Raw genomic sequence first — 22,328 nt, 5'->3', positions numbered from 1 at the left:
TAAATGTTTATGACCAAAAATAGAGAAACTGACTTAGTACATAATTATGATGTTTTCCAGAACTTTGAACATTTTTTTGATGTATCACAAGATTTATTCTGCATAGTAGGATATGATGGTTATTTTAAAAAAATCAATAATGCGGTTTCTGATCTTTTAGAATATACTACCGAAGAATTATTAGCAGAACCTGTTAATCACTTTGTGTATAGCAATGATAAAGAAAAAACAAGCTTAGCCAGAAAAAATTTAAGAAACCAGGTTCCTCTGTTTAGTTTTGAAAACAGATATGAAACTAAAAGCGGAAAGATCGTTTGGCTTTTATGGACTTCAGTACCCGTAGAGGATAAAAAACTAATTTATGCTGTAGCAAAAAATATTACCGATAAAAAAGAACTGGAACAGGAACGAAAAAATCATCTTAAAAGGCTTACTGAAATCAATAATGAGTTTAAACAATTGAGTTATTCTACAGCACATGATTTAAGATCACCTGTAAATAACATGCTTTCTGTTTTTGAGCTTTTAGAAACAGAAAATATTGATAAAGAGGAAATTGCTGAGTTTATTACTATTCTAAAAAGTACCACTCATACTTTAAAAGAAAATTTAGACGAGTACATTCGGGTACTGAATTATAAAAATCAAAGCGATAACCAATTGGAAGAAATTGATTTAAACAATTCGCTGAATGAAGTTTTAACTTCGATTAATGCCTTAATCCATAATTCTAAAACTACCATTAATGTTGATTTTTCTGCAATTGATAAAGTACATTTCAACAAATCCTATTTAAAAAGTATTTTTTTAAATTTGATTACGAATGCTATAAAATATGTAAAACCTAATACAGTACCTTCAATCTCTATTAAATCTAAAAAACAAAACAATACCATCCAGTTAATTATTTCAGATAATGGTATTGGGTTTGATTTAGATAAAGTAAAAGACAAAGTATTTAGGTTATTTCAGAAATTTAATACACATGCAGATAGTAATGGTATCGGGCTTTATTTGGTACACAATCATATCACAACACTCGGTGGTCAGATTACTCTGGATAGTGAGGTGAATAAGGGATCAAAATTTACAATTAGCTTTCCTTTAAAGTAACACTAATTAACTATTAAATCATAAACCTGATGAGCAATTTCTAATTCTTCATTAGTTGGAATAACTAAAATTTTAGTTTTTGACCGGACTGTATTGATTTGACGGATAGCATTCGAGCGCATATTATTTTTATCCTCATCCAATTCTATTCCAAGAAAATCCATTTGCTCACAGACTTTTTTCCTAATGTATGCGGAGTTTTCTCCTATTCCTGCTGTAAAAACAATAGCATCAATTCCGTTTAAAACCGCAGCATAAGAACCAATATATTTTTTAATGCGGTATACATTCATATCTAAAGCGAGTTGACAACTGACATCTCCATTTTCCGCATTTGCCTGAATATCTCTCAAATCACTATAACCAGTCAGCCCCAGCATACCACTTTGTTTTTGTAATACTGTATTAACTTCATTTAATTGATACCCCAGCGTATTTACCATATAAAAAATCACTGATTGGTCAATATCACCACTACGGGTTCCCATTATCAATCCGTTTACAGGACTAAACCCCATGCTGTGGTCAACACTTTTTCCATTTTTTACGGCAGTAATACTACAGCCATTCCCCAGATGAATACTGATAATTTTATTACTTTTTTCTAAAAAACTGATAGCCTTTTCTGAAACATATTTATGAGAAGTCCCGTGAAAACCATAGGCTCTTATTTTGTTTTCTATCAATAGATAATTTGGAATGGCATATCGATAAGCAACTTCAGGCATAGTCTGATGAAATGCAGTATCAAAAACAACTACTTGTTTAGCTAAAGCAAAAACTTCTTCGGCTACAATAATTCCTTCTAAATTAGCAGGGTTATGCAAAGGAGCTAACTCAAAAAGCTCTTTTATCTTTTCTTTTATTTCATCATTTATCAAAACAGTATCTGAAAAACTGGCACCCCCATGTACTACTCTATGTCCTACTGCTTCAATTTCTTGTGTTGTTTTAATTACACCAATACTTTCATCCAATAATAATTGGGCTATTTTTTCTAAACCTGTTTTATGATTAGCTATTGGTATTCTTTCCTCCAATGAATCTTTATTAGTTTTGTAACTTAAATTTGATGTATCCAATCCTATTCTGTCAATCATACCACTACAAATCACTTCCTGTGAGGGCATATCAATCAATTGGTATTTTATAGAAGAACTTCCTGAATTTATAATAACTATTTTCATTTTCTTTATTTTCTTTATTTTCTTTATTTTAGTTTATAAAATACTAAGCCCGTAAGGCACTAAGCTTTTTTTTCACAACCCCTGCGCCTGAATTGCTGTAATAACCACTGTATTTATAATATCATCAACAGTGCAGCCACGACTTAAATCGTTTACAGGCTTATTTAACCCTTGTAACATCGGTCCGATTGCTAATGCACCTGTTTCTCTCTGAACTGCCTTATACGTATTATTTCCTGTGTTTAAATCCGGAAATATAAGCACACTCGCCTGTCCTGCAACTTCTGAATTGGGCATTTTACTCTGACCAACGCCCATATCTACTGCAGCATCATATTGTATAGGTCCTTCAATTTTTAAATCGGGGCGTTTGAGTTTAACAATTTCTGTGGCTCTTCTCACTTTTTCAACTTCATCACCTTTTCCTGATGAACCTGAAGAATAAGAAAGCATCGCTATTTTAGGTTCTATTCCAAATGCAAGACTGGAATCAGCAGAAGAAATAGCGATTTCGGCTAATTGTTCTGCTGTAGGATTCGGATTGATAGCGCAATCTCCAAAAACGGAAACCCGGTCTTCTAAACACATAAAAAATACTGAAGAAACCACACTTGAGTTAGGTTTGGTCTTGATAAATTGTAAAGCAGGTAAAATAGTGTGTTGAGTCGTATGTGCTGCTCCGGAAACCATTCCGTCCGCATGCCCTTTATAAACCATCATCGTTCCAAAATAAGACACATCTTCCATTAAATCTTTAGCCATAGCTATAGAAACATTTTTATTTTTACGAAGTTCGTAGTAGGTATTTGCATACTCTTCATAAAAAGGTGATTCGATTGGAACGATAATATTAACCTTGGAAAAATCAAATGTAATTCCTAATTCGGCTACTTTATTTTCGATTTGTTTTCTGTTTCCAATTATCGAAATATCAACTACATCCATTGTTAACAGCCGGGATGCTGCAATAATAATCCTCTCATCATTTCCTTCCGGCAGGACAATATGCTTTCGGTGCTGTCTGGCTCTTTTAACTAAATTATACTGAAACATTTTTGGCGTCATTCCATCTGCTTCAAAAGCACTGAGTTTATCCGACAAAACCTCTATATCTACATATTTTTCAAATGTACTCACAGAAGTTTCAATTTTATGCTTATTCTCAGCGTAAATTTTAGAACGAATAGAACCTATTTTATTAGTTATCCGATAAGTACCGCCATCTACTGAAATTATAGGTACAATACTATTTAGACCCTGAATCAGCAATAAAATACTTTCTTCAGGCAAAATATTACCGGTAAGAACAATTCCTGAAACAGTAGGATAATTAGCCGATTCGTTGGCCTGCAAAGCTCCTAAAATAATATCAGCCCGGTCACCGGGAGTGATTACTAATGCATTCTCTTTCAAGTGCAATAAATAGTTTCGTAACTGCATAGCTCCCACACTAAAACTTCCCACTTCATTGTTTATAAAATCGCTGCCAAATAGTATTTTAGCATTCAGTTCTTCTACAATTTCTTTAACTGTAGGGTTGTCTAAAGTTGATACCAGAGGAACAGCGCTTACCAAAACATCTTTTGGCAGTATACTCTTTAAACCATCGGTAGCCAATTGCAGATTTTCAGGCTGAATTTTATTAGCAATAAATGCCAGAACTTCGACTTCTTTATTTTTGAAAGAATCATAAACTAAATATTCTCCGTCTAAAAATTCCTCTAGTGTCTTCCCTACTCCTGAACCTACAATAATGACCGGAATACCTAAATTTTTTGCAATAAGGACGTTCATATCTAATTCAATCGCTGTTCCTTCACCACTAAAACTGGTTCCTTCCACTAAAACAAAATCAAAACGTTCTTCCAGATGTTTGAATTTTTGAATGATTAAGTCCAGAACATCCCCTATTTTCCCCTTGTTTTTCTTTTTGATTAACTGACTTTTTGTGACTGCAAAAGCTTCTTCAAAATGAATATCTAAACCAAAATGCGAAATCACCGTTTCAATATGATTGTCTAATTTTTCATCTTCAAAATCTTCGATAATAGGTCTAAAATAACCCACCTTAGCAGTTTTACCCATTAGCATACTCATCAATCCTAAAGTAATCATTGATTTTCCACTATTACTTTCGGAAGTTGCAATATAAATGGCTTTGTTCATGGTGTTTTTTTTAGATTTAATAATTATTTTAAGTTATCTGAACTGGTTTAAAACCATTTAATTTTTTTGAAATAAGCTATCATGCCCAGCACCATTAAAAACATAACACCTATAACTATAAAATAACCGTTATGTATTTTCAGTTCAGGAATGTATTCAAAATTCATTCCGTAGATTCCGGCCAGAAAAGTGAGCGGAATAAATATTGAAGAAATAATAGTCAGCGTTTTCATAATTTCATTCATTTTATGCCCCTGAGAAGAAAAGAAGAAATTGGAAGCACTTTCCAGCATCCCCATATCGGATTCAATTTGTTCTAAGAGTTCTAAACTTTTTTGATGCAGTCTGGAAAAATAGACAAAGGAATCCATTTCGATTACATTACAAATAGCATCATCTTTTAAACTTTTAATACCGGTTAAAGAATCCCGAAGAGGTACAATAGAACGCTTTAAAAAATTAAAATTATCGCGGTGTTTTTCTATACGTATTAAAATTTCCGGATTAGCACTTCCCTTTGAGAGTGTTAACAGCTCTTCGACTTTATCTTCTTCGTTTTCAATGGTGATGTAAAAATTTTCAATAACAGCATCCAAAAGCAGGTATAACAAAAAGTCAACTCTTTTCGTTCGTATAATCCCTGATTTTGTACGGATTCGTTCTCTGATGTGTGTAAAAAAATCACTTCGTTTTTCCTGAAACGAAATTAACACACCGTCTTTTATCATAAAACTAATTTGCTCAACAGTTATATTATCTGAGTTTTCTGTTGGCAAAATAGATTTAATATTAAAAAACAAACTATTATTAGTCTCTTCTAATTTTGTTCTTCGGGTAGTATTCAGAATATCAGATAATAAAAAACTATCTATTTCGAAAAGAGAACCAATTCCTTCCACAATTTCAATATCATTCAGACCATGTAAATTCAGCCAATTATTTTTAGTTAAATCTATACTGGATTTTAAATCGGATAAATGAATGCTTTTATTTTCTTTAAAACCCGGTTCATCGTACACAAACAACTGCATTTCTGATTCGGATTTTTTGTGTTTACCGGTATATTCTAAAGGATTTGGCTGTACTTTTCTTGTTTTTTTATATTTTATTTTTCTCATATAAAAATCATTTGATAGTAATATTACAAAAAACTTTTGGCAAACTATAACAACTTAACAATTTAAAAACAGTGATTAATGCCGGTAAAAGTAATTTTAAATGTTGTTTTGTTTTATGAGATAAATCATATTTTAAAAGAACCCTAAAAAACTTTGAATTCTATCATGTAAAGGCTAAATTTATATCATCTAAAAAAAACAGTATGCCTACTCAGAATTACAACAATCATATTCGGTTTTATACCCCACATCATTTTATTTATTATCCTGTAATCTTATTTTTAACCGGACTTAGCATTTACTTCGCTTTCACCCGTGCAGAATATTTAGTATGGGCCATGTTTGCTGTTTTATTTATTATTTTATTCTGTTTAGCATTTATGCTTCGCCAGCATTATGCATTAACTTTACAAAACAGGATAGTGAAACTGGAACTTCGTTACCGCTATTTTTCCTTAACAGGAAAGCGTTTTGAAATCATTGAAGGACAGTTAAATGACAGTCAGATTTTTTCTTTACGATTTGCGCCAGATGAGGAACTTATCCAATTAATTGAAAAAACCATTGCTGAAAATTTAGATTCAAAAAGCATCAAAAAGTCAATTGTAAGGTGGAAAGGAGATTATGAAAGAGTATAATTTCCGGTTTTAAAAACTTTAAATATCAGAATTTAAAAAGGCGATAATCTCTTCTTCACTGAAAATAAAATCAGGATTAGCATTTAATACTGCAAATTTTGGCATATAAGGAACTTCGGCAGTTTCAGGTTTTTGAACAATCGTTAGTCCGCCTTTTTTTTGAATAATCTGTAAGCCTAATGTTCCGTCTGTATTTGCTCCTGACAACAAAATCCCAACTAAATGTTCCTTAAATACTAAGGCCGCAGATTCGAAAGAGACATCGATACTGGGACGACTGTAATTAACTTTTTCGGATCCATCAAGCGCAATGCTATTCTTGTCTTCAAAGAGCATATGATAATCTGAAGGAGCAATGTATAGTACTCCTGGCTGAAGTTTTGATTTATCCTCTACATACTCAATAGGAATATAAGTTTTAAGCGCAATTAAATCTTCTAAAACAGTGTCATATGAGTTTTTTCGATGTACAACAATCACTATTGCAAAGGGAATAGGAAGTTTTATTTGTGGCAAAATATTAATTAATACCTGTAAACTTCCTGCTGAACCTCCGATTATAACTAACTCACATTTTCTTGTCATTGTGTTTTTCTCCAAATTTTTTCTTTACGCAGCTGAACAAATTTACTGTCACCCTGTGTATATTTTATTGTCTCTTTAGAGCCTAATGCTAAAAACCCCAGAACAGATAAGCTATCATCAAATAATTTTATAGCCCGGGATTGTAAATCATTATTAAAATAAATCAAAACATTGCGGCATAAAATTAAATCAAACTCATTGAAGGAAGTGTCTGAAACCAGATTGTGTTGTGAGAAAACCATTTTTTCAGATAAATCCGGATTGAATTTTACAATATTAAAATTAGCGCTATAATAAGACGAAAAATCTTCTGCTCCTCCTGACGCTAAATAATTTTCAGAATATTGCTTCATCATTCGTAATGGAAAAACCCCTTTTTTAGCCGTTTCCAGCACAGTACCGTTGATATCAGTTGCATACAAAAGAGATTTATGTAAAAGTCCGAGCTCCTTTAACAAAATAGCCATTGAAAAAACCTCTTCTCCTGTTGAACAGCCGGCATGCCAGATTCTGATAAATGGTTTTGGTGCCAAAAGAGGAATAACTTCATTTCGTAAAACACTGTAGAACAAAGGATCACGAAACATTTCAGTTACATTTACTGTAATTTCTTCAATCATCCTTCTGTAATAATCCTCATCGGTGGTAATACGATGTAAAAATTCGTGAAAATGACTAAAACCATCCATCAGATAGAGTCTTTCCACCCGTCTTTTTAAAGAAGCTTTTGAATAATTTCCAAAATCAAAACCGTAATGTTCATAAACCTCATTAATAAGTGTTTCCAACTCTAGTTCTTCTATCATTTTTATATTTTCTCAAGTGCAACCAGCAACTTATCTACATCAATAGGTTTAGAGATGTAATCATTTGCTCCCGCTATTAAACATTTCTCCCGATCACCTACCATAGCCTGTGCGGTAACTGCAATTATCAAAACATTTTTCCTTTCAGGTATCTTTTTTATTAAAGGAATCGCTTCATAGCCATCCATATCAGGCATCATCATATCAATTAAAACAGCATCAAAAATTTCCTCTGTTTCTAATTTTTTCAAAGCTTCCTCAGCGCTTAAACAAGAAACACATTCAAAAGATCTGGCTCGTAATGTTGCTGTAAGCGCAAAAATATTTCGAGCATCATCATCAATAATTAAAATTCTTTTTCTGGACATTTTAAAACAAATTCTTAGTTGGTTTTATCATACAACCAAACTCTTAATAATGAAAGTAACTGGTCAACATCTACCGGTTTTGTAATATAATCTGACGCTCCTGCCTGAATACATTTTTCGCGGTCTCCTATCATTGCTTTTGCCGTAACTGCAATTACAGGCATTTTCTTAAACAATGGATTTTTTCGAATCTGAACAGCTGTGTCATAACCATCCATATTAGGCATCATCATATCTAATAAAACAATATCAGTATCAGGATTTTCTTCTAATGCAATTAAGGCTTCCTTACCATCTATTGCAGTAATTATATTCATTTTAAAAACCTCCAAAGATTTAGTTAATGAATAAATATTACGAACATCATCATCAACGATTAAGGCTTTTTTACCGTTGAGAATATTGTTTAATAAATTTAATTTTTTATCCACTTTGGAACTGTCTTTGTTCTCTTCAACCAAATGAAGAAATAATGACACTTCATCCAGCATTCGCTGGTAAGAATGAGCTGTTTTAACAATAATTGAATCAGCATATTTTTTAATTTTCACTTCTTCTTTCATCGATAAACTTTTACCCGTAAAAACAATAACAGGTAAACTTTCCATTCCTTCGGTTTTCTTTAAACCTTCTAAAATAGCATACGATTGTTTGTCCGGAATTCCCATATCAAGAATTACACATTCAACATCGCTATTCATCAAAGCTTCTACTCCTGCTCCAACTTCACTTTTAATTTCTGAATTAATATTATAGGTTTCCAGAAAATAAGCTAATGCCTGTGCGTGATGAGAATTGTCTTCAATAATTAATACTTTTTGGGATTCTTTATTGATAATTTGTTCTATTTTTTCAAAAACAGACGGAAATTTTTCAAATGCAACTGGTTTGTCTAAAAAGTTTACCGCTCCTTTCAACAAACTTTCCTGTTTTAATTTATGAGATGACATAATATGCACCGGAATAGGACGTGTTTGAGAATTTCCTTTTAAATCTTCCATTACTTCCCAACCGCTTTTTATGGGTAATTCTACATCTAATAAAATTCCGATAGGACTATAAAGCAAAGCGTAATCTAAAGCATAATCACCGCGGACAGCCACTATCCCCTTATACCCCTGATTTCGGGTATATTTTAAAAGTGATTTAGCAAAATTTATATCGTCTTCTACAATCAAAATAACTTTATCACCCGGTTCTAATTGCGCTCTGTCGTCCTCTATTTCATCCGGAATAACCGGACTGATGTACTTTTTCACAATAGGTCTTGAGGTGATATCAGTGGTTTCATCCTCAGATGATTTATGGTTTGTTTCATCGTTTTGAACAGATTTTTGTCCATAAGCCGGTAAACATAAAGTAAATTCACTTCCCTGATTAACAGTACTTTTTAATTTAATTTCTCCTTTTAATAATTTAGTCAGCTCTCTGCTGATAGATAATCCTAAGCCTGTACCACCATATTTACGTTTTGTTGAACCGTCAGCCTGCTGAAAAGCTTCAAAAATAAGTGGCTGCTTGTTTAACGGAATTCCTATACCGGTATCTGTAACTATAAAGCAAACTGTTTTGTCATTATCAGGATCCATTTTTATTTCCAGTGTAACCTTACCTTCAGAAGTAAATTTAATAGCGTTTGAAATCAAATTTTTAATAATTTGCTCCAAACGGATTTTGTCCGTTCTAATTACTACTGGGGCATTTTCTGCAATAATTTCAAAAGAAATATTTTTTTCTTTAGCTACCTGAGAAAATAGATTTTTCATTGTATCTGTGATTTCCTTAACAGAAACTTCTAAAAATTCTAATTCCATTTTACCGGCTTCAATTTTGGATAAATCCAGAATTTCGTCAATTAAACCTAACAATCCGTTTCCTGAACTCTGAATTACTTTTGCAAATTCAATCTGCTCTTCATTCATGTTGCTGTCATTATTTTCAGAAAGCAAACGACTTAACAACAAAATAGAGTTTAATGGTGTACGCAATTCATGAGACATATTGGCTAAAAACTCTGATTTATAACGCGTTGTGATTTCTAAATCTTCGGATTTTTTCTGAATTTCAGTATTTTTCTCTTCTAATAAAACACTTCGCTCCGCTAATTCCTCATTAGTTTGCTGTAATTCCTCCTGCTGCACACGCAATTCTTCTTCTGAGGCCTGTAATTTTTCTGTCTGCGCTTCCAGTTCAGCATTAATAGCTTCCATTTCACTATGCTGAATGCGTAATTCTTCTGATTGTGCCTGCGTTTCTTCCAGTAAATCACTTAAATGTTTACGATTAATTGTAGCCCGCAATCCCACTCCTATATTCTTAGCTATTAATTTAAAAAACTCTAATTCTAATGCTGTATAAGTAGTAAGACTTGCCAGTTCAATAACACCTTCAACCTTGTTGTCGATTAATGGAAATGCCACAATGTGTGTTGGCTTCACCTCTCCTAAAGCATAAGAAATATGAATTGCATCTTCTTCAATAATGTCTAATTCTAATAATTCTTTAGAAACCGCTGCCTGACCAATTAAACCTTCACCAAGTTTAAATTTCTCTCGTTTTGAATTTGAAGAAAAGTTATAACCGGCTTTAGCATATAATGTATCTCCTTCCAGTACATATAACCCCCCCGCACTACTATTAGTATACACTGCTAAAAAGTTGACCACATCATTAGAAAAAACATCTATTAGTTTTTCGCCAAGCATAACGTTATTTAATTCGGCAATACCGGCTTGTAGCCATTCCTGATCTTCTAATAACCGGAATGATTCTTTTAGCGATTTTCCCATATTATTGAGTGAAACACTCACACTTCCTAAAGTGTCATTTTTTGCGCCTTCAATTTCAATATCATAATTTCCCTCCGAAATTTGTTTTGCTACTGAACTGATTGTACTTATGCGCAATTGTGTTTCTTCTTCTTTCTTTTGCAGCTCTTTTTGTAATTCTAATCTTTGCTTATAATCTTTTAGTATTCGTATTAAAAATAACACACTAATAATAAAAGCGATAATAAAAGCTGCCACAATCAATATAGAACTATACTGACCATAACGTTCAGAGCTGGAAATGCGTTCAGTTAATAATCTTTGTTCCTCCTTTTCAATACGAGTGGTAAGATCATTCATTTTTGCCATTAGCTCATTACCTCTGTCTAAATCATAAGCAAGGAAATTAAAACCATTTCTTTTCTCTACAATTTTTTGATTCAGAAATCTGAAATACTGGGCACGTAAAGGTTTTAGCTGAACTAATCTCTTTTGCTGAACAGGGTTATCAATAGTCAACTCTTCCACTGTATAGAAAAATGTATCTGTTTTAGCTTCATTTTCATTAAAACCTGCTAAAAAACTGTCTTTTCCGGTAACTAAAAAGCCTCTCATACGTGTCTGCGATTCAAGTAAAAGGGCTTTTCCTTCGTTAATATTATAAATAACTTCCTGAGTATGATAAACCAGATTGTTACTTTTTAAGAGACTTCGAATACTTAAAAAAGAGGCTATCGAACTAATCAATAATATGCATATTGATACAGAAGAGCTAATAAGTACGTTTCTTTTAAAATTTCCGTTCATGTAAATAAAGAATAGTTTGATTAATTTATTTCGTTAGTCAAAGGTAAAATCAGAATAAAAGTGGCACCTTCATTAGCAACGCTTTTAGCGGTAATTAAACCATTGTGTTTTTCAATTATTTTTTTTGCGATTGCTAAACCAATTCCGGTTCCTTCATAAGCACTTCGAACATTCAGGCTCTGAAAAATCATAAAAATACGATCTATATAATTTTCATCAAAACCAATTCCGTTGTCTTTGACCTCAATACGACAATATTTTCCGTCTTCTGAAGGTTCGCTGTCAAAAGATTTAGAAGCGATAATCTGAGAGGAAATAGCGATAACCGGTTTTACATCTTTTTTGGTGAATTTTAAAGAATTACCTATCAGATTTTGAAATACCTGACGCATCTGACTTGGAATAGCATTAAGTACAGGCAAATTACCGACATAAATAGAAGCTTCTTTTTTATCAATCAGATAATCAAAGTCAGTCACAATTTCTTCTACAATGAGATTTAAATCTGTTTCTTCCGGAGGTACATTCGACGAGAGTCTGGAATATTCTAATAAATCCGTAATCAGGTTTTCCATTCTTTCTGCAGAACGAATCGTCCTGTCAATATAATCGAGTGATTTCTCTTCCTGAATGAGAAATCTTTCTTTAATCATCTTAATAAAAATCTGGATTTTACGAACTGGTTCTTTCAAATCATGGGAAACAACCCAGGAAAACTGCTGTAATTCATGATTGCGCATCTCTAATTCTTCGTTTTTTTGTACCAGCTCTTTAGTCCTTTCCGCTACAATGATTTCCAGATTTTCCTGATCTTTTTTTCGAATTTCTATTTCTTTTGCTAATAAATCACGAACAATTTTAAGTTCATTTTGCTGATTATAAATTTTCAGAAAAGTTTTTACCTTTAAAATGAGTAATTCAGGATCTACCGGTTTGGTAATATATTCAACTCCTCCTGTTTGGTAGCCTTTGGAAATGAATTTTTTTTGTTTATTAACTGCTGAAAGAAAGATGACAGGTATGTCTTTTGTCTTTTTATTACCGGCTAAAATTTCAACCACCTCAAAACCATCCATCTTAGGCATCTGAACATCCATAATTATTAAAGAATAATTCTTCTTTAAAATTTTTTTAAGCGCTTCCTCGCCGGATGTTGCTGTATCAACTTCAAGGTTATGTAACTCCAGAATTTTTTTCAGAGCAATTATATTTGCCTCTATATCATCAACAATTAAAATCATAATTAAGTATGACTCTTTACAAATAGATCAGCTAGATGGTCAGAGATTAAAATTTAAATTAATAAAACTTTTCACAAGAGTAACATTTGTAAAATTTTTAATATAGTTGAATCAAAAATAAAGAAAAGAAGTCATAAAGCAGCGGTGTACAACGGCAATTTTCATTTTTTTTTGAACCAAATATTTAAACTTACAAAGCACTATGTTCCGAACTTATATTTTGTGTTACAAATTCTATAAAATAGTCATTCATTTTGCTATCATAAAAAAAAAAAAAAACAGCCTTATTTAGAAAGCTGTTTTTTTTGTGCTGAAATTTCAATCGATATATTTGGCTACAATAGCTAACGTATTATAAGGTATGAACACGATTTATATAAAAAACAATATGTTTTTAATTTTTATTTCAAAACCATAATTTTCATATAAAATGTGAGGCATTCCGTTTTTTCATTATTTCAATTTTCGATATCTCAAAATTGCTGAATAAATCATTACAAGTCCTTATATAATTTATGAGATATGTTTCAAAATTTCATTTTATTACTTCTCTAAAAAAACAAAAAAACCGAGTCATTTCTGACCCGGTTTTGATTTTAATACTAATTGCTTAGTTATAAAATTATTTTACTTCTTCGTAATCTACATCCTGAACGTTGTCACCTTCAGCTTGTGGTTCAGCAGCAGCTGCCTGACCTTGCTCTCCTTGAGCGTACATAGCTTCAGTAGCAGTTTTCCAAGCAGCATTTACATTATCTAAACCTTTTTGGATAGCAGCAATATCCTGAGACTGGTGTGCCATTCTAAGTTCAGTTAAAGCAAATTCGATAGCTGTTTTATGCTCATCTGAAATTTTATCTCCCAATTCTTTCAATTGACTTTCAGTTTGGAAAATAGTACTGTCAGCTTCGTTTAATTTTTCAGCTCTTTCTTTTGCAGCTTTATCAGCATCAGCATTAGCTTCTGCATCTTTTTTCATTTGTTCGATTTCTTCAGCAGTTAAACCAGAAGAAGCTTCGATACGGATATCGTGAGATTTTCCAGTTCCTTTATCTGTAGCAGAAACTTTGATGATACCATTAGCATCAATATCAAAAGAAACCTCGATTTGAGGAACTCCTCTTGGTGCTGGCGGAATACCGTCTAAGTGGAAACGACCGATAGTTTTGTTATCCGCAGCCATTGCTCTGGCTCCTTGTAAAACGTGGATTTCAACAGATGGTTGAGAATCAGCAGCAGTAGAGAATACCTGAGATTTTTTAGTTGGGATAGTAGTGTTAGCTTCGATAAGAACAGTCATTACACCACCCATAGTTTCAATACCTAAAGATAATGGAGTAACGTCAAGTAACAATACATCTTTTACATCTCCAGATAAAACTCCACCTTGAATAGCAGCACCGATAGCTACAACTTCATCAGGGTTAACTCCTTTAGAAGCTTTTTTACCAAAGAATTTTTCAACCTCTTCAACGATTCTTGGGATACGGGTAGAACCTCCAACCAAGATCACTTCGTCGATATCAGAAACTGATAAACCAGCATCTTTTAACGCTTTAGCAACTGGTGACATAGAACGTTTTACTAAAGAATCAGCTAATTGTTCAAATTTAGAACGAGATAATTTTTTAACTAAGTGTTTTGGTCCTGAAGCAGTAGCGGTTACGTATGGCAAGTTGATTTCTGTTTCAGCAGAAGCAGATAATTCAATTTTAGCTTTTTCAGCAGCTTCTTTGATACGTTGTAATGACATTGGATCTAAACGCAAGTCAATTCCTTCTTCAGCTTTAAATTCATCAGCTAACCAGTCAATAATAACCTGGTCAAAATCATCTCCTCCTAAGTGAGTATCTCCATTTGTAGATAATACTTCGAATACACCGTCTCCTAATTCCAAAACAGAGATATCAAAAGTACCTCCACCTAAATCGTAAACAGCAATTTTTTGATCAGTTCCTTTTTTATCTAATCCGTAAGCAAGTGCAGCAGCAGTTGGCTCATTGATGATACGCATCACTTTAAGACCAGCAATTTCACCAGCTTCTTTAGTAGCCTGACGTTGTGCATCGTTAAAGTAAGCAGGAACAGTAATAACCGCTTCAGTTACAGTTTGACCTAAATAGTCTTCAGCAGTTTTTTTCATTTTTTGAAGTGTCATTGCAGACAACTCCTGAGCAGTATACAAACGACCGTCAATATCCACACGTGGTGTATTGTTGTCTCCTTTTACTACACTGTAAGGAACTCTTTTTGCTTCTTCAGTAACTTCAGCAAATGAATGTCCCATAAAACGTTTGATAGAAGCAATAGTCTTAGTTGGATTAGTTACCGCTTGTCTTTTAGCAGGATCCCCTACTTTAATTTCTCCACCTTCTACAAAAGCGATGATAGATGGCGTTGTTCTTTTTCCTTCTGCATTAGGAATAACAACTGCTTCGCTACCTTCCATTACAGAAACACAAGAGTTCGTTGTACCTAAATCAATTCCGATTATTTTACCCATTTTTAATATATTTAATTTTTATTATATACTCGATTTAATAACTCATGGTGCATAAGTCAATCTTTGTGCCAATATCAAAGCCTCCTGTAAATTGTCAGAAAACAGAAAAGCTGTCGTAAAATTAGCTGACAATATGACATTTTAAAAATAACTGACAGAATTTCAAAAAACAGTAATAATACTGTCACAATTAAAATCAAAAGCTATTCCTGTTTCTGAAGCTTCAGAAACTATATCCATTCTCATCATAAAATACATTTTCTATCCCTTATTTTTATTCTGTGTCTGAATATGTCATATAGTATAAAAAAATAGGATCAGATATCGGTTCATTTTATTATTTTTAAAATTTCAAAAACACCTGTTATGCTTAACTTCAAAACCGACTTTAAACTGCTTCTTAGCATTGTTATAATTATTCTTTTTACTTTTTTATTAGGTGCTATTGTCGATAAAATATTAAAACGTTTAATATACAAAAGACTCGAGCGTAAAGATTTTGACAGTACCGGATTAAAATTCTTAAAACACCTTATTATCAGTATTATTTATATTCTGGGCATTTCGTTTGCACTAATACAAATACCCCAATTTAAAATTATAGGACATTCTCTGTTAGCTGGTGCAGGAGTACTTTCCTTAATTGCAGGTTTAGCTTCGCAACAGGCTTTAAGCAACATCATGAGTGGAATCTTTTTAGTTATTTTTAAACCCTTCCGTATTAACGATCGCATAACCATAAATGATTTTACCGGAATTGTAGAAGATATTAATCTTAGACAGGTCGTTTTAAAAGATGCAGAAAACAACCGCATTATCATTCCTAACTCCGTTATCAGTAATGAAATAATTAAAAATACAAATATGCAGGATACTAAATGCTGCAAAGCTATAGAAATAGGTATTGGCTACGAATCAGATATTGATAAAGCTTTGGCAATAATGCAGGAAGAAGTGGCAAAACATCCTTTATTTATTGATACCAGAACACCGGAAAACATTAGAGAAAACTCACCATTAGTAGTTGCAAGAGTAATTGCTCTGGCCGATTCGAGCGTGAATTTAAAAGCATGGGCTTGGGCCAAAAATCATAGTGATGGATTTATCATGTACTGTGATTTATTGCAAAGTATAAAAAAACGCTTTGATGCCGAAAAAATTTCTATTCCCTATCCGCAAAGGGAAATTTCGATTAAAACAATTCCAGAAGATAAAAGACTTTCTTCTTAAACTAAAACATCAAAAAACAGATTTTTTGCGTTTTTACGCTATATTTGAAAAACCTAAAAAAAAATAAACATGTTTACAATAGACCAAATTAAAGCTGCACATTCCAAAGTAAAGTCGGGTGCTGATTTCCCAAATTACATACAAGACTTAATTAGTCTGGGCGTGAAAGGCTATGATACAATTGTGGCTGATGGAAGTGTTTCGTATTATGGTGTCAATAATTTTGTTGTCAGCACCGATAAAAAATATGATACATTAACAATTTCTGCTGTGGCTAACAAAGAGCGATTTATTGAATTTCTGGTGATGCATCAGGACGGTCAGACAGATTATTATACTTTTTGCCAACATGCAGCACAATGTGGTATTGCCAAATGGCGTGTAGACATTATCGACATGAGCTGCACCTATTATGTTACTGCCGAAAATCCTATTTTGATAGAAAAAATTCCGGAATAAAACTATTTTAATCCCTACTACTAATTAACCAACATGAAAAATCTTTTTATTGCTTTTTTTATAGTGTCAGGTTTTAGCAATTATGCCCAAACTAAATCTATAAAAAACTCACCCAAACTCAGTGAAGCCGCTCCTGCCAGTGTGGGAATATCCAGCGAAAGACTGGCACGAATTGATAACATGCTTAACAAAGCCGTTGCTGATTCAGAAATTCCCGGCGCCGTTGCTTTAGTCGCCCGAAAAGGAAAAATTGTATATCTAAAAGCCTTTGGAAATGCCGATAATGCTAATTCAGCCCCCTTAAAAACCGATGCCATTTTCAGAATTGCATCACAAACCAAAGCCATTACTACAACCGCTGTGATGATGCTTTGGGAAGAAGGCAAATTCAAACTTGACGACCCCATTTCAAAATACATTCCGGAATTTAAAAACGCACAGGTTCTGGACAGTGTTTATCCAAATGGAAAATACACGACAAAACCTGCCAAAAGAGAGATTACCATCCGCGATTTAATAACGCATACTTCAGGAATTGGTTATGGACAAATTGACAGCGATGCCCGTTTTAAAAAAATATACAAAGATGCCGGCGTAACCGATTTGTTTACAACTGATAAAATTACCATTGCCGAAAGTGTCAAAAAACTGGCAAAGCTTCCGTTGCACCACAATCCGGGAGAAAAATTTACTTATAGTGAAGGTTTGGATGTCATCGGTTATTTTATCGAAATCATGTCAGGAATGCCAATGGATGAGTACTACAGAACCCGTATTTTTGAACCTTTGGGAATGAATGATACTTATTTTTATTTACCGGAATCAAAATCCAACCGACTGGTTACTATCCAAACCAAAGAAAACGGCAAATGGATTCCGTTTCCCAATACTTTTTATGACGTAAATTATCCGATAAAAGGAGCCAAAAGTTTTTTCTCAGGTGGTGCCGGATTATCCAGCACAGCAAAAGATTATGCTACTTTCCTGCAAATGTTCCTGAATAAAGGCGAATTAAACGGAATAAGATTATTAAGCCGAACTACTGTTCAATTTATGCTGGCAAACCAAATTGGCGAAATCTGGGGCAAAACCGATGCCGGTCACGGATTAGGTTTTAGAGTTTTGAACCAGATGGGCGAAGATTCAGGCGGTCAGGGAAGCGCCGGAACCTTTAACTGGGGCGGCTACTTTAATACCCAGTATTTTGCTGATCCAAAAGAAGAACTCATAGGAATCATTCTGAAACAAACACAAAAAACATCAGACAATACTGGCTGGAAATTCCAGATATTAGCTGAACAGGCTATCGATGATTAACACATTCTGGAGAACAAAGTCATTTCAACCATAAGAAATGGCTTTGTTTTTTTTTGCATCCATAGGAATAAAAACAGAAAGAGGATGGCATTCGATTTTCATAAAAGTACAATTCACTTCACCAAAAAAACTAGCCACAGCTACCTCACTGGCATCTTTAGCATCAGCTATTTTGACCAATCCATTAGGAATACTTAATTGAGTAGGGTCAAAAAACAACCACTTCCCTCCTACATAAGCCTCAAAACAAGCATGAAAATCAGGTGGATCAAGGGCATAAGCATAAGCCGTAAAATATCGCGCCGGAATATCTAAGGCACGACATAAAGCAATGGCAAGATGAGCAAAATCTTTACAAACCCCTTCTTTTAAATGGAGAACATCACAGGCAGATCTGTTGGAATCACTAGTTCCGGCTTTATAAGCTATGGAATTAAAAACCCATTCGTTAATTGCTTTTACCTTAGAAAATTCATTCGGTAAATGTCCAAACTGCCGGTGTGCAAAATCTAATAATTTATCCGATTCACAATACCTGCTGGGAGAAATAAAAGGTAATATTTCATTATCTAAATTAATTAAAGGCATAGATGTTGACAGTCTTTCGGGAGCAATCAGCTGGTATAACACTTCCACCACTGCTTCATAACTAATTGTAAAAGCAGTTCCTTTAGCTACTTCCATTTTTATAAAACGAGTAGCTGAATTTTTCAACATAAATTCTTCGTACTTAATCTCTGGAGTAATGGTAAGCAATTCTGAAACAATAATCTGGGTTTCCGAAACAGCAGCCTGAATATTAAAAATAAAGGTTGTTGCAGAAAAAACTTCATAGGATAAAAAACTGCTTACACTAAATCTCATCTGATAAAGATATTTATTACTTAAAAAAGCACCACAAAAAAACAAAATCAATTAAATTAAATATAGCTAAAACTATAGAATTCTTCTCTGTCTTTTGGCTTATTTTTTCTAAATTTACGAGAATTAAATTTTAAAATAACAATATGACCTCTTTCAGCAAGCAATTATCTTTTCGCTGGTCCGATTTAGACCCTAATTTTCATGTTCGTCATAGTGTTTATTACGATTTTGCCGCTCAGCATCGTATGGAAATATTAGAAAGTCTGGGACTCACTCTACAGATTTTTCAAAAACAGCATTTTGGTCCGGTACTTTTTCGGGAAGAATGTGTTTTTAGAAAAGAATTAAAACTGGGTGATGCCATAACACTTTATACTAAAGTAGCTAAAATGAAAACCGATGCATCCCGCTGGTCTATTGCTCATGAATTTAGGACAGAGGATAATGTGCTCTGTGCAACGCTGACTGTAGATGGTGCCTGGATGGATACCAAACTGCGTAAACTTGTAGATCCTGTTCCGGAAATTGCTCTTAATGCGATGTTAAGTATTCCAAAATATGAAGATTTTACAGAATCTTAGGCAATAGCAGTTCAGTAAAATAATGTATAAACATTACACTCATAACACATAACTCATAACCCAACCTTAAACCAAAAAAATGAAAACCAAAGTTGGAATTGTATTATCCGGCGGAGGGGCCCGCGGAATTGCACATTTAGGACTCCTGAAAGCTCTCGAAGAATTAAATATAAAGGCTTCACATGTTTCAGGAACCAGTGCAGGTGCTATTGCTGCTGCGTTTTATGCAGCTGGTTACTCGGCAACTGAAATATTAGAAATTCTCAAAAAAGGACAAATCTTTAGTTTTTCAAATCTTTTAATCAAACGACAGGGTTTGTTTGCGATGAAAGGTTTTCACGATATTTATCTGAACTGCTTTCCGGCAAATACTTTTGAAGATTTAAAAATTCCGCTATACATTACCGCTACAGATATTTTAAAAGGTGAATTAGTCTATTTTTCCTCCGGAAACCTGTCCAGTGCCATCATGGCCTCTTCCTGCCTGCCCCTACTATTTCAACCCATTTCTTACAACGGCAGTTTGTATGTCGATGGCGGTGTGATTAACAATTTTCCCATAGAACCTCTTATGGGACAATGTGATGTTATTATTGGAAGTTATGTCAATTCGATCAAAAAGGAAGTAGATAAAGTAGGAATGAATAATATTCTGGATCGTTGTTTTCATTTGGCGATGAAAAGTTCTGTAGAGCAAAAAACACTAAGCTGTGACTTTTATTTTGAACCGCCTAACATGAGTCAGTTTAGTCTTTACAACCTAAAAAACGCAGATGAAATTTTCGATTACAGCTATCAATACGCCTTAACACTCGAAGACCAGATCAAAGCGCTCAATATTCAGATTTAGTTGTGAATTGTGGATTGAAAATTAGAGTCAGTTAAGTAATCTATTTGTTGTCTGTTATCTGAACACTGTTTTCAACTCATCCCGATAGCTATTGAAACTCATAACTTAAAACTTCTTATCTTTGCAGTCAATAAAAAAGAGACTTTTTAATGCAAACTGCTACCCATTGGAACATTTTACTTTCCAATCAAATCAATAAAAAAGAATTCATAGAAACCATTCTTTCCGGAAATGCCACTGGCGAATTAGCTCCTTTTAACACCCTGAAAGGAATCCTTTATTCTGATTTAGCCATTGATCATTTTATTCAAAAAGAGTTCCAATACCTGGAATTGACCACGGTAGATTCCGGCAGAAAACTCAGCACCTTTTCTTCCGGTCAGCGCAAAAAGAAATTCCTGCAATACTGTATGGATCAAAAACCCGATTATATTATTTTTGACAACCCGATGGATCATTTAGATCAGGCTTCCAGAACAGAGCTGTCAAAATCATTGGAAGAAATGGCTTCAAAAATTAAGATTATTCAATTAATTAATCGTTCTGCCGATGTATTGTCTTTCATTTCGAATAACAGACAAATTAATTCAAATGACTATATTTTAGAAGAAATAAATACCGGAGTGCACGAAACTAAAATAATTACACAATCCGGTATTCCGCAGCCGGCACACGCTATTGAAAACCAGCAAAATATTCTGGTGCAAATGAATAATGTTTCGGTAAGTTATGAAGAACGCCCTGTTGTGAAAAACATTAACTGGACCATTAGGCAAAATGAATTCTGGCAACTTATCGGACCTAATGGCTCGGGAAAAAGCACGCTTTTATCTCTAATTAATGGTGACAGTCCTAAAGGTTACGGTCAGGACTTACACCTTTTTGGACATAAAAAAGGAAGCGGTGAAAGTGTTTGGGATATCAAAAAAAACATCGGTTATTTTGCCACCAATATGACCAGTCTGTTTACCCGAAATCACACTCTGGAGCAAATGATACTTTCGGGTTTTTTTGATTCTATTGGATTATACGATCTGCCTACTACCCTGCAAAAAAACATAGCCGATCAATGGCTTGATTTAATAGGCATGAAACACCTTAAAAGCAAAATGTTCAAACGCCTTTCTGTTGGGCAACAGCGTCTGGCTATGATTGTGCGTTCGGTTTTAAAACATCCGCCTTTAGTGATTCTGGACGAACCTGTAGAAGGTCTTGACGATGAAAATGTAGCTCTGGTTTGTCAGTTGATCAATTTGCTTAAACAGGAATCGAACATGACTATTGTGTATGTTTCTCACCGTATCGAAGCTAATTTGGCTCCAAATTCAGTTCTTGAATTGATTCCGTCCGAGGAAGGTTCAACAGGAGTTATCAGATAAACTTCTTTCGTTTCAAAAAATTAATTTCCATAAGCATCCGGTTTGTTCACTACAAGCCGGTTTTTTTTATTTGGGAATGTCCTCTTCTGCTGCCGAAGTTTCGGGACATTTCGTCGGGTATTGAGAAGTCTTATTTAAACTAGAGTTCTAGATACTGGCTTACGATATAGTAGTAGAAGCGCACAATCAGTATTACAGCAAGCTGCAAAAAATGCGGGAATTACAAAAAGAATCAGCTTACACACTTTACTTACGCCATAGTTTTGCCACTCATTTATTAGAGAGCGGAACTGATTTACGATACATACAAGAATTATTAGGTCACTCTAGTAGTAAGACCACAGAAAT

At 33.7% G+C, this 22,328-nt stretch carries 18 protein-coding genes and 1 pseudogene; 9 read left to right on the top strand and 10 right to left on the bottom strand.

Translation table 11 applies throughout. From position 1 onward, the window contains the following. Positions 1 to 9: 9 nt before the first annotated feature. Complete coding sequence (locus ACSV4D_RS11765) at positions 10 to 1,113, top strand: PAS domain-containing sensor histidine kinase (RefSeq protein ID WP_408079245.1); 1,104 nt, start codon at positions 10 to 12, stop codon at positions 1,111 to 1,113. 2 nt (positions 1,114 to 1,115) lie between these two features. On the opposite strand, the gene ACSV4D_RS11760 is transcribed toward ACSV4D_RS11765, so the two are convergent. The 3 genes from ACSV4D_RS11760 to corA all read right to left on the bottom strand — a co-directional run bounded on the left by ACSV4D_RS11760 (position 1,116) and on the right by corA (position 5,584). Further along, a complete protein-coding gene (locus ACSV4D_RS11760) occupies positions 1,116 to 2,300 on the bottom strand; it encodes an acetate/propionate family kinase (protein ID WP_439228427.1) in 1,185 nt (394 codons plus the stop codon). 72 nt (positions 2,301 to 2,372) lie between these two features. Further along, positions 2,373 to 4,466 carry a phosphate acetyltransferase gene (gene pta, locus ACSV4D_RS11755; protein WP_439228426.1) on the bottom strand — a complete coding sequence of 698 codons (2,094 nt, stop codon included), beginning with the start codon at positions 4,464 to 4,466 and terminating at the stop codon, positions 2,373 to 2,375. A 47-nt stretch (positions 4,467 to 4,513) separates the two neighbouring features. Beyond that, the gene (corA, locus tag ACSV4D_RS11750; protein ID WP_439228425.1) at positions 4,514 to 5,584 is read right to left on the bottom strand and encodes a magnesium/cobalt transporter CorA; all 1,071 of its coding nucleotides are present in this window, start codon (positions 5,582 to 5,584) and stop codon (positions 4,514 to 4,516) included. A 203-nt stretch (positions 5,585 to 5,787) separates the two neighbouring features. Here corA and ACSV4D_RS11745 point away from each other — a divergent pair, with 203 nt between their 5' ends. Beyond that, on the top strand, positions 5,788 to 6,222 hold the full coding sequence (locus ACSV4D_RS11745; protein WP_439228424.1) for a DUF6526 family protein: 435 nt from the start codon (positions 5,788 to 5,790) through the stop codon (positions 6,220 to 6,222). An 18-nt stretch (positions 6,223 to 6,240) separates the two neighbouring features. On the opposite strand, the gene ACSV4D_RS11740 is transcribed toward ACSV4D_RS11745, so the two are convergent. The 6 genes from ACSV4D_RS11740 to dnaK form a co-directional block, all read right to left on the bottom strand. Beyond that, entirely contained in the window at positions 6,241 to 6,807 is a 567-nt protein-coding gene (locus ACSV4D_RS11740; protein WP_408079235.1) for a chemotaxis protein CheB, read from the bottom strand. Continuing rightward, a complete protein-coding gene (locus tag ACSV4D_RS11735) occupies positions 6,804 to 7,613 on the bottom strand; it encodes a CheR family methyltransferase (RefSeq protein WP_408079233.1) in 810 nt (269 codons plus the stop codon). Before ACSV4D_RS11735 ends, ACSV4D_RS11740 begins: the two co-directional genes overlap by 4 nt. Before the next feature lie 2 nt (positions 7,614 to 7,615). After that, on the bottom strand, positions 7,616 to 7,981 hold the full coding sequence (locus ACSV4D_RS11730; protein ID WP_408079231.1) for a response regulator: 366 nt from the start codon (positions 7,979 to 7,981) through the stop codon (positions 7,616 to 7,618). 14 nt (positions 7,982 to 7,995) lie between these two features. Next, positions 7,996 to 11,556 carry a response regulator gene (locus ACSV4D_RS11725; RefSeq protein ID WP_439228423.1) on the bottom strand — a complete coding sequence of 1,187 codons (3,561 nt, stop codon included), beginning with the start codon at positions 11,554 to 11,556 and terminating at the stop codon, positions 7,996 to 7,998. A 20-nt stretch (positions 11,557 to 11,576) separates the two neighbouring features. Beyond that, positions 11,577 to 12,797: a hybrid sensor histidine kinase/response regulator gene (locus ACSV4D_RS11720; RefSeq protein WP_408079227.1), complete on the bottom strand. Its 1,221-nt coding sequence runs from the start codon at positions 12,795 to 12,797 to the stop codon at positions 11,577 to 11,579. 622 nt (positions 12,798 to 13,419) lie between these two features. Further along, a complete protein-coding gene (gene dnaK / locus ACSV4D_RS11715) occupies positions 13,420 to 15,300 on the bottom strand; it encodes a molecular chaperone DnaK (protein WP_439228422.1) in 1,881 nt (626 codons plus the stop codon). A gap of 366 nt (positions 15,301 to 15,666) precedes the next feature. Between dnaK and ACSV4D_RS11710 the strand changes: the two genes are divergently transcribed. The 3 genes from ACSV4D_RS11710 (at position 15,667) to ACSV4D_RS11700 (ending at position 18,306) form a co-directional block, all read left to right on the top strand. Then, positions 15,667 to 16,530: a mechanosensitive ion channel family protein gene (locus tag ACSV4D_RS11710; protein WP_439228421.1), complete on the top strand. Its 864-nt coding sequence runs from the start codon at positions 15,667 to 15,669 to the stop codon at positions 16,528 to 16,530. Between the two features lie 69 nt (positions 16,531 to 16,599). Continuing rightward, positions 16,600 to 16,989, top strand: coding sequence for a DUF1398 domain-containing protein (locus ACSV4D_RS11705; RefSeq protein ID WP_439228420.1), 390 nt, complete (start codon positions 16,600 to 16,602; stop codon positions 16,987 to 16,989). Between the two features lie 33 nt (positions 16,990 to 17,022). After that, positions 17,023 to 18,306 carry a serine hydrolase domain-containing protein gene (locus ACSV4D_RS11700; protein ID WP_439228419.1) on the top strand — a complete coding sequence of 428 codons (1,284 nt, stop codon included), beginning with the start codon at positions 17,023 to 17,025 and terminating at the stop codon, positions 18,304 to 18,306. A 24-nt stretch (positions 18,307 to 18,330) separates the two neighbouring features. On the opposite strand, the gene ACSV4D_RS11695 is transcribed toward ACSV4D_RS11700, so the two are convergent. Continuing rightward, the gene (locus ACSV4D_RS11695; protein WP_439228418.1) at positions 18,331 to 19,170 is read right to left on the bottom strand and encodes a transglutaminase-like domain-containing protein; all 840 of its coding nucleotides are present in this window, start codon (positions 19,168 to 19,170) and stop codon (positions 18,331 to 18,333) included. A 143-nt stretch (positions 19,171 to 19,313) separates the two neighbouring features. Between ACSV4D_RS11695 and ACSV4D_RS11690 the strand changes: the two genes are divergently transcribed. From ACSV4D_RS11690 to ACSV4D_RS11675, 4 genes and pseudogenes are all read left to right on the top strand, one after another. After that, the gene (locus ACSV4D_RS11690) at positions 19,314 to 19,751 is read left to right on the top strand and encodes an acyl-CoA thioesterase (protein ID WP_439228417.1); all 438 of its coding nucleotides are present in this window, start codon (positions 19,314 to 19,316) and stop codon (positions 19,749 to 19,751) included. A gap of 79 nt (positions 19,752 to 19,830) precedes the next feature. Continuing rightward, a complete protein-coding gene (locus tag ACSV4D_RS11685) occupies positions 19,831 to 20,601 on the top strand; it encodes a patatin-like phospholipase family protein (protein WP_439228416.1) in 771 nt (256 codons plus the stop codon). A gap of 149 nt (positions 20,602 to 20,750) precedes the next feature. Continuing rightward, positions 20,751 to 21,980, top strand: a complete 1,230-nt coding sequence (locus tag ACSV4D_RS11680) for an ATP-binding cassette domain-containing protein (RefSeq protein ID WP_439228415.1) — start codon at positions 20,751 to 20,753, stop codon at positions 21,978 to 21,980. Positions 21,981 to 22,136: 156 nt separating this feature from the next. After that, a pseudogene (locus ACSV4D_RS11675) lies at positions 22,137 to 22,328 on the top strand (tyrosine-type recombinase/integrase); the annotation flags it as partial.

This window comes from Flavobacterium sp. ARAG 55.4, assembly GCF_051846875.1.
GTDB classification, from domain to species: domain Bacteria; phylum Bacteroidota; class Bacteroidia; order Flavobacteriales; family Flavobacteriaceae; genus Flavobacterium; species Flavobacterium plantiphilum.
Note: the sequence above shows the minus strand (reverse complement) of the source record. Positions and strands in the feature narration are given on the sequence as shown.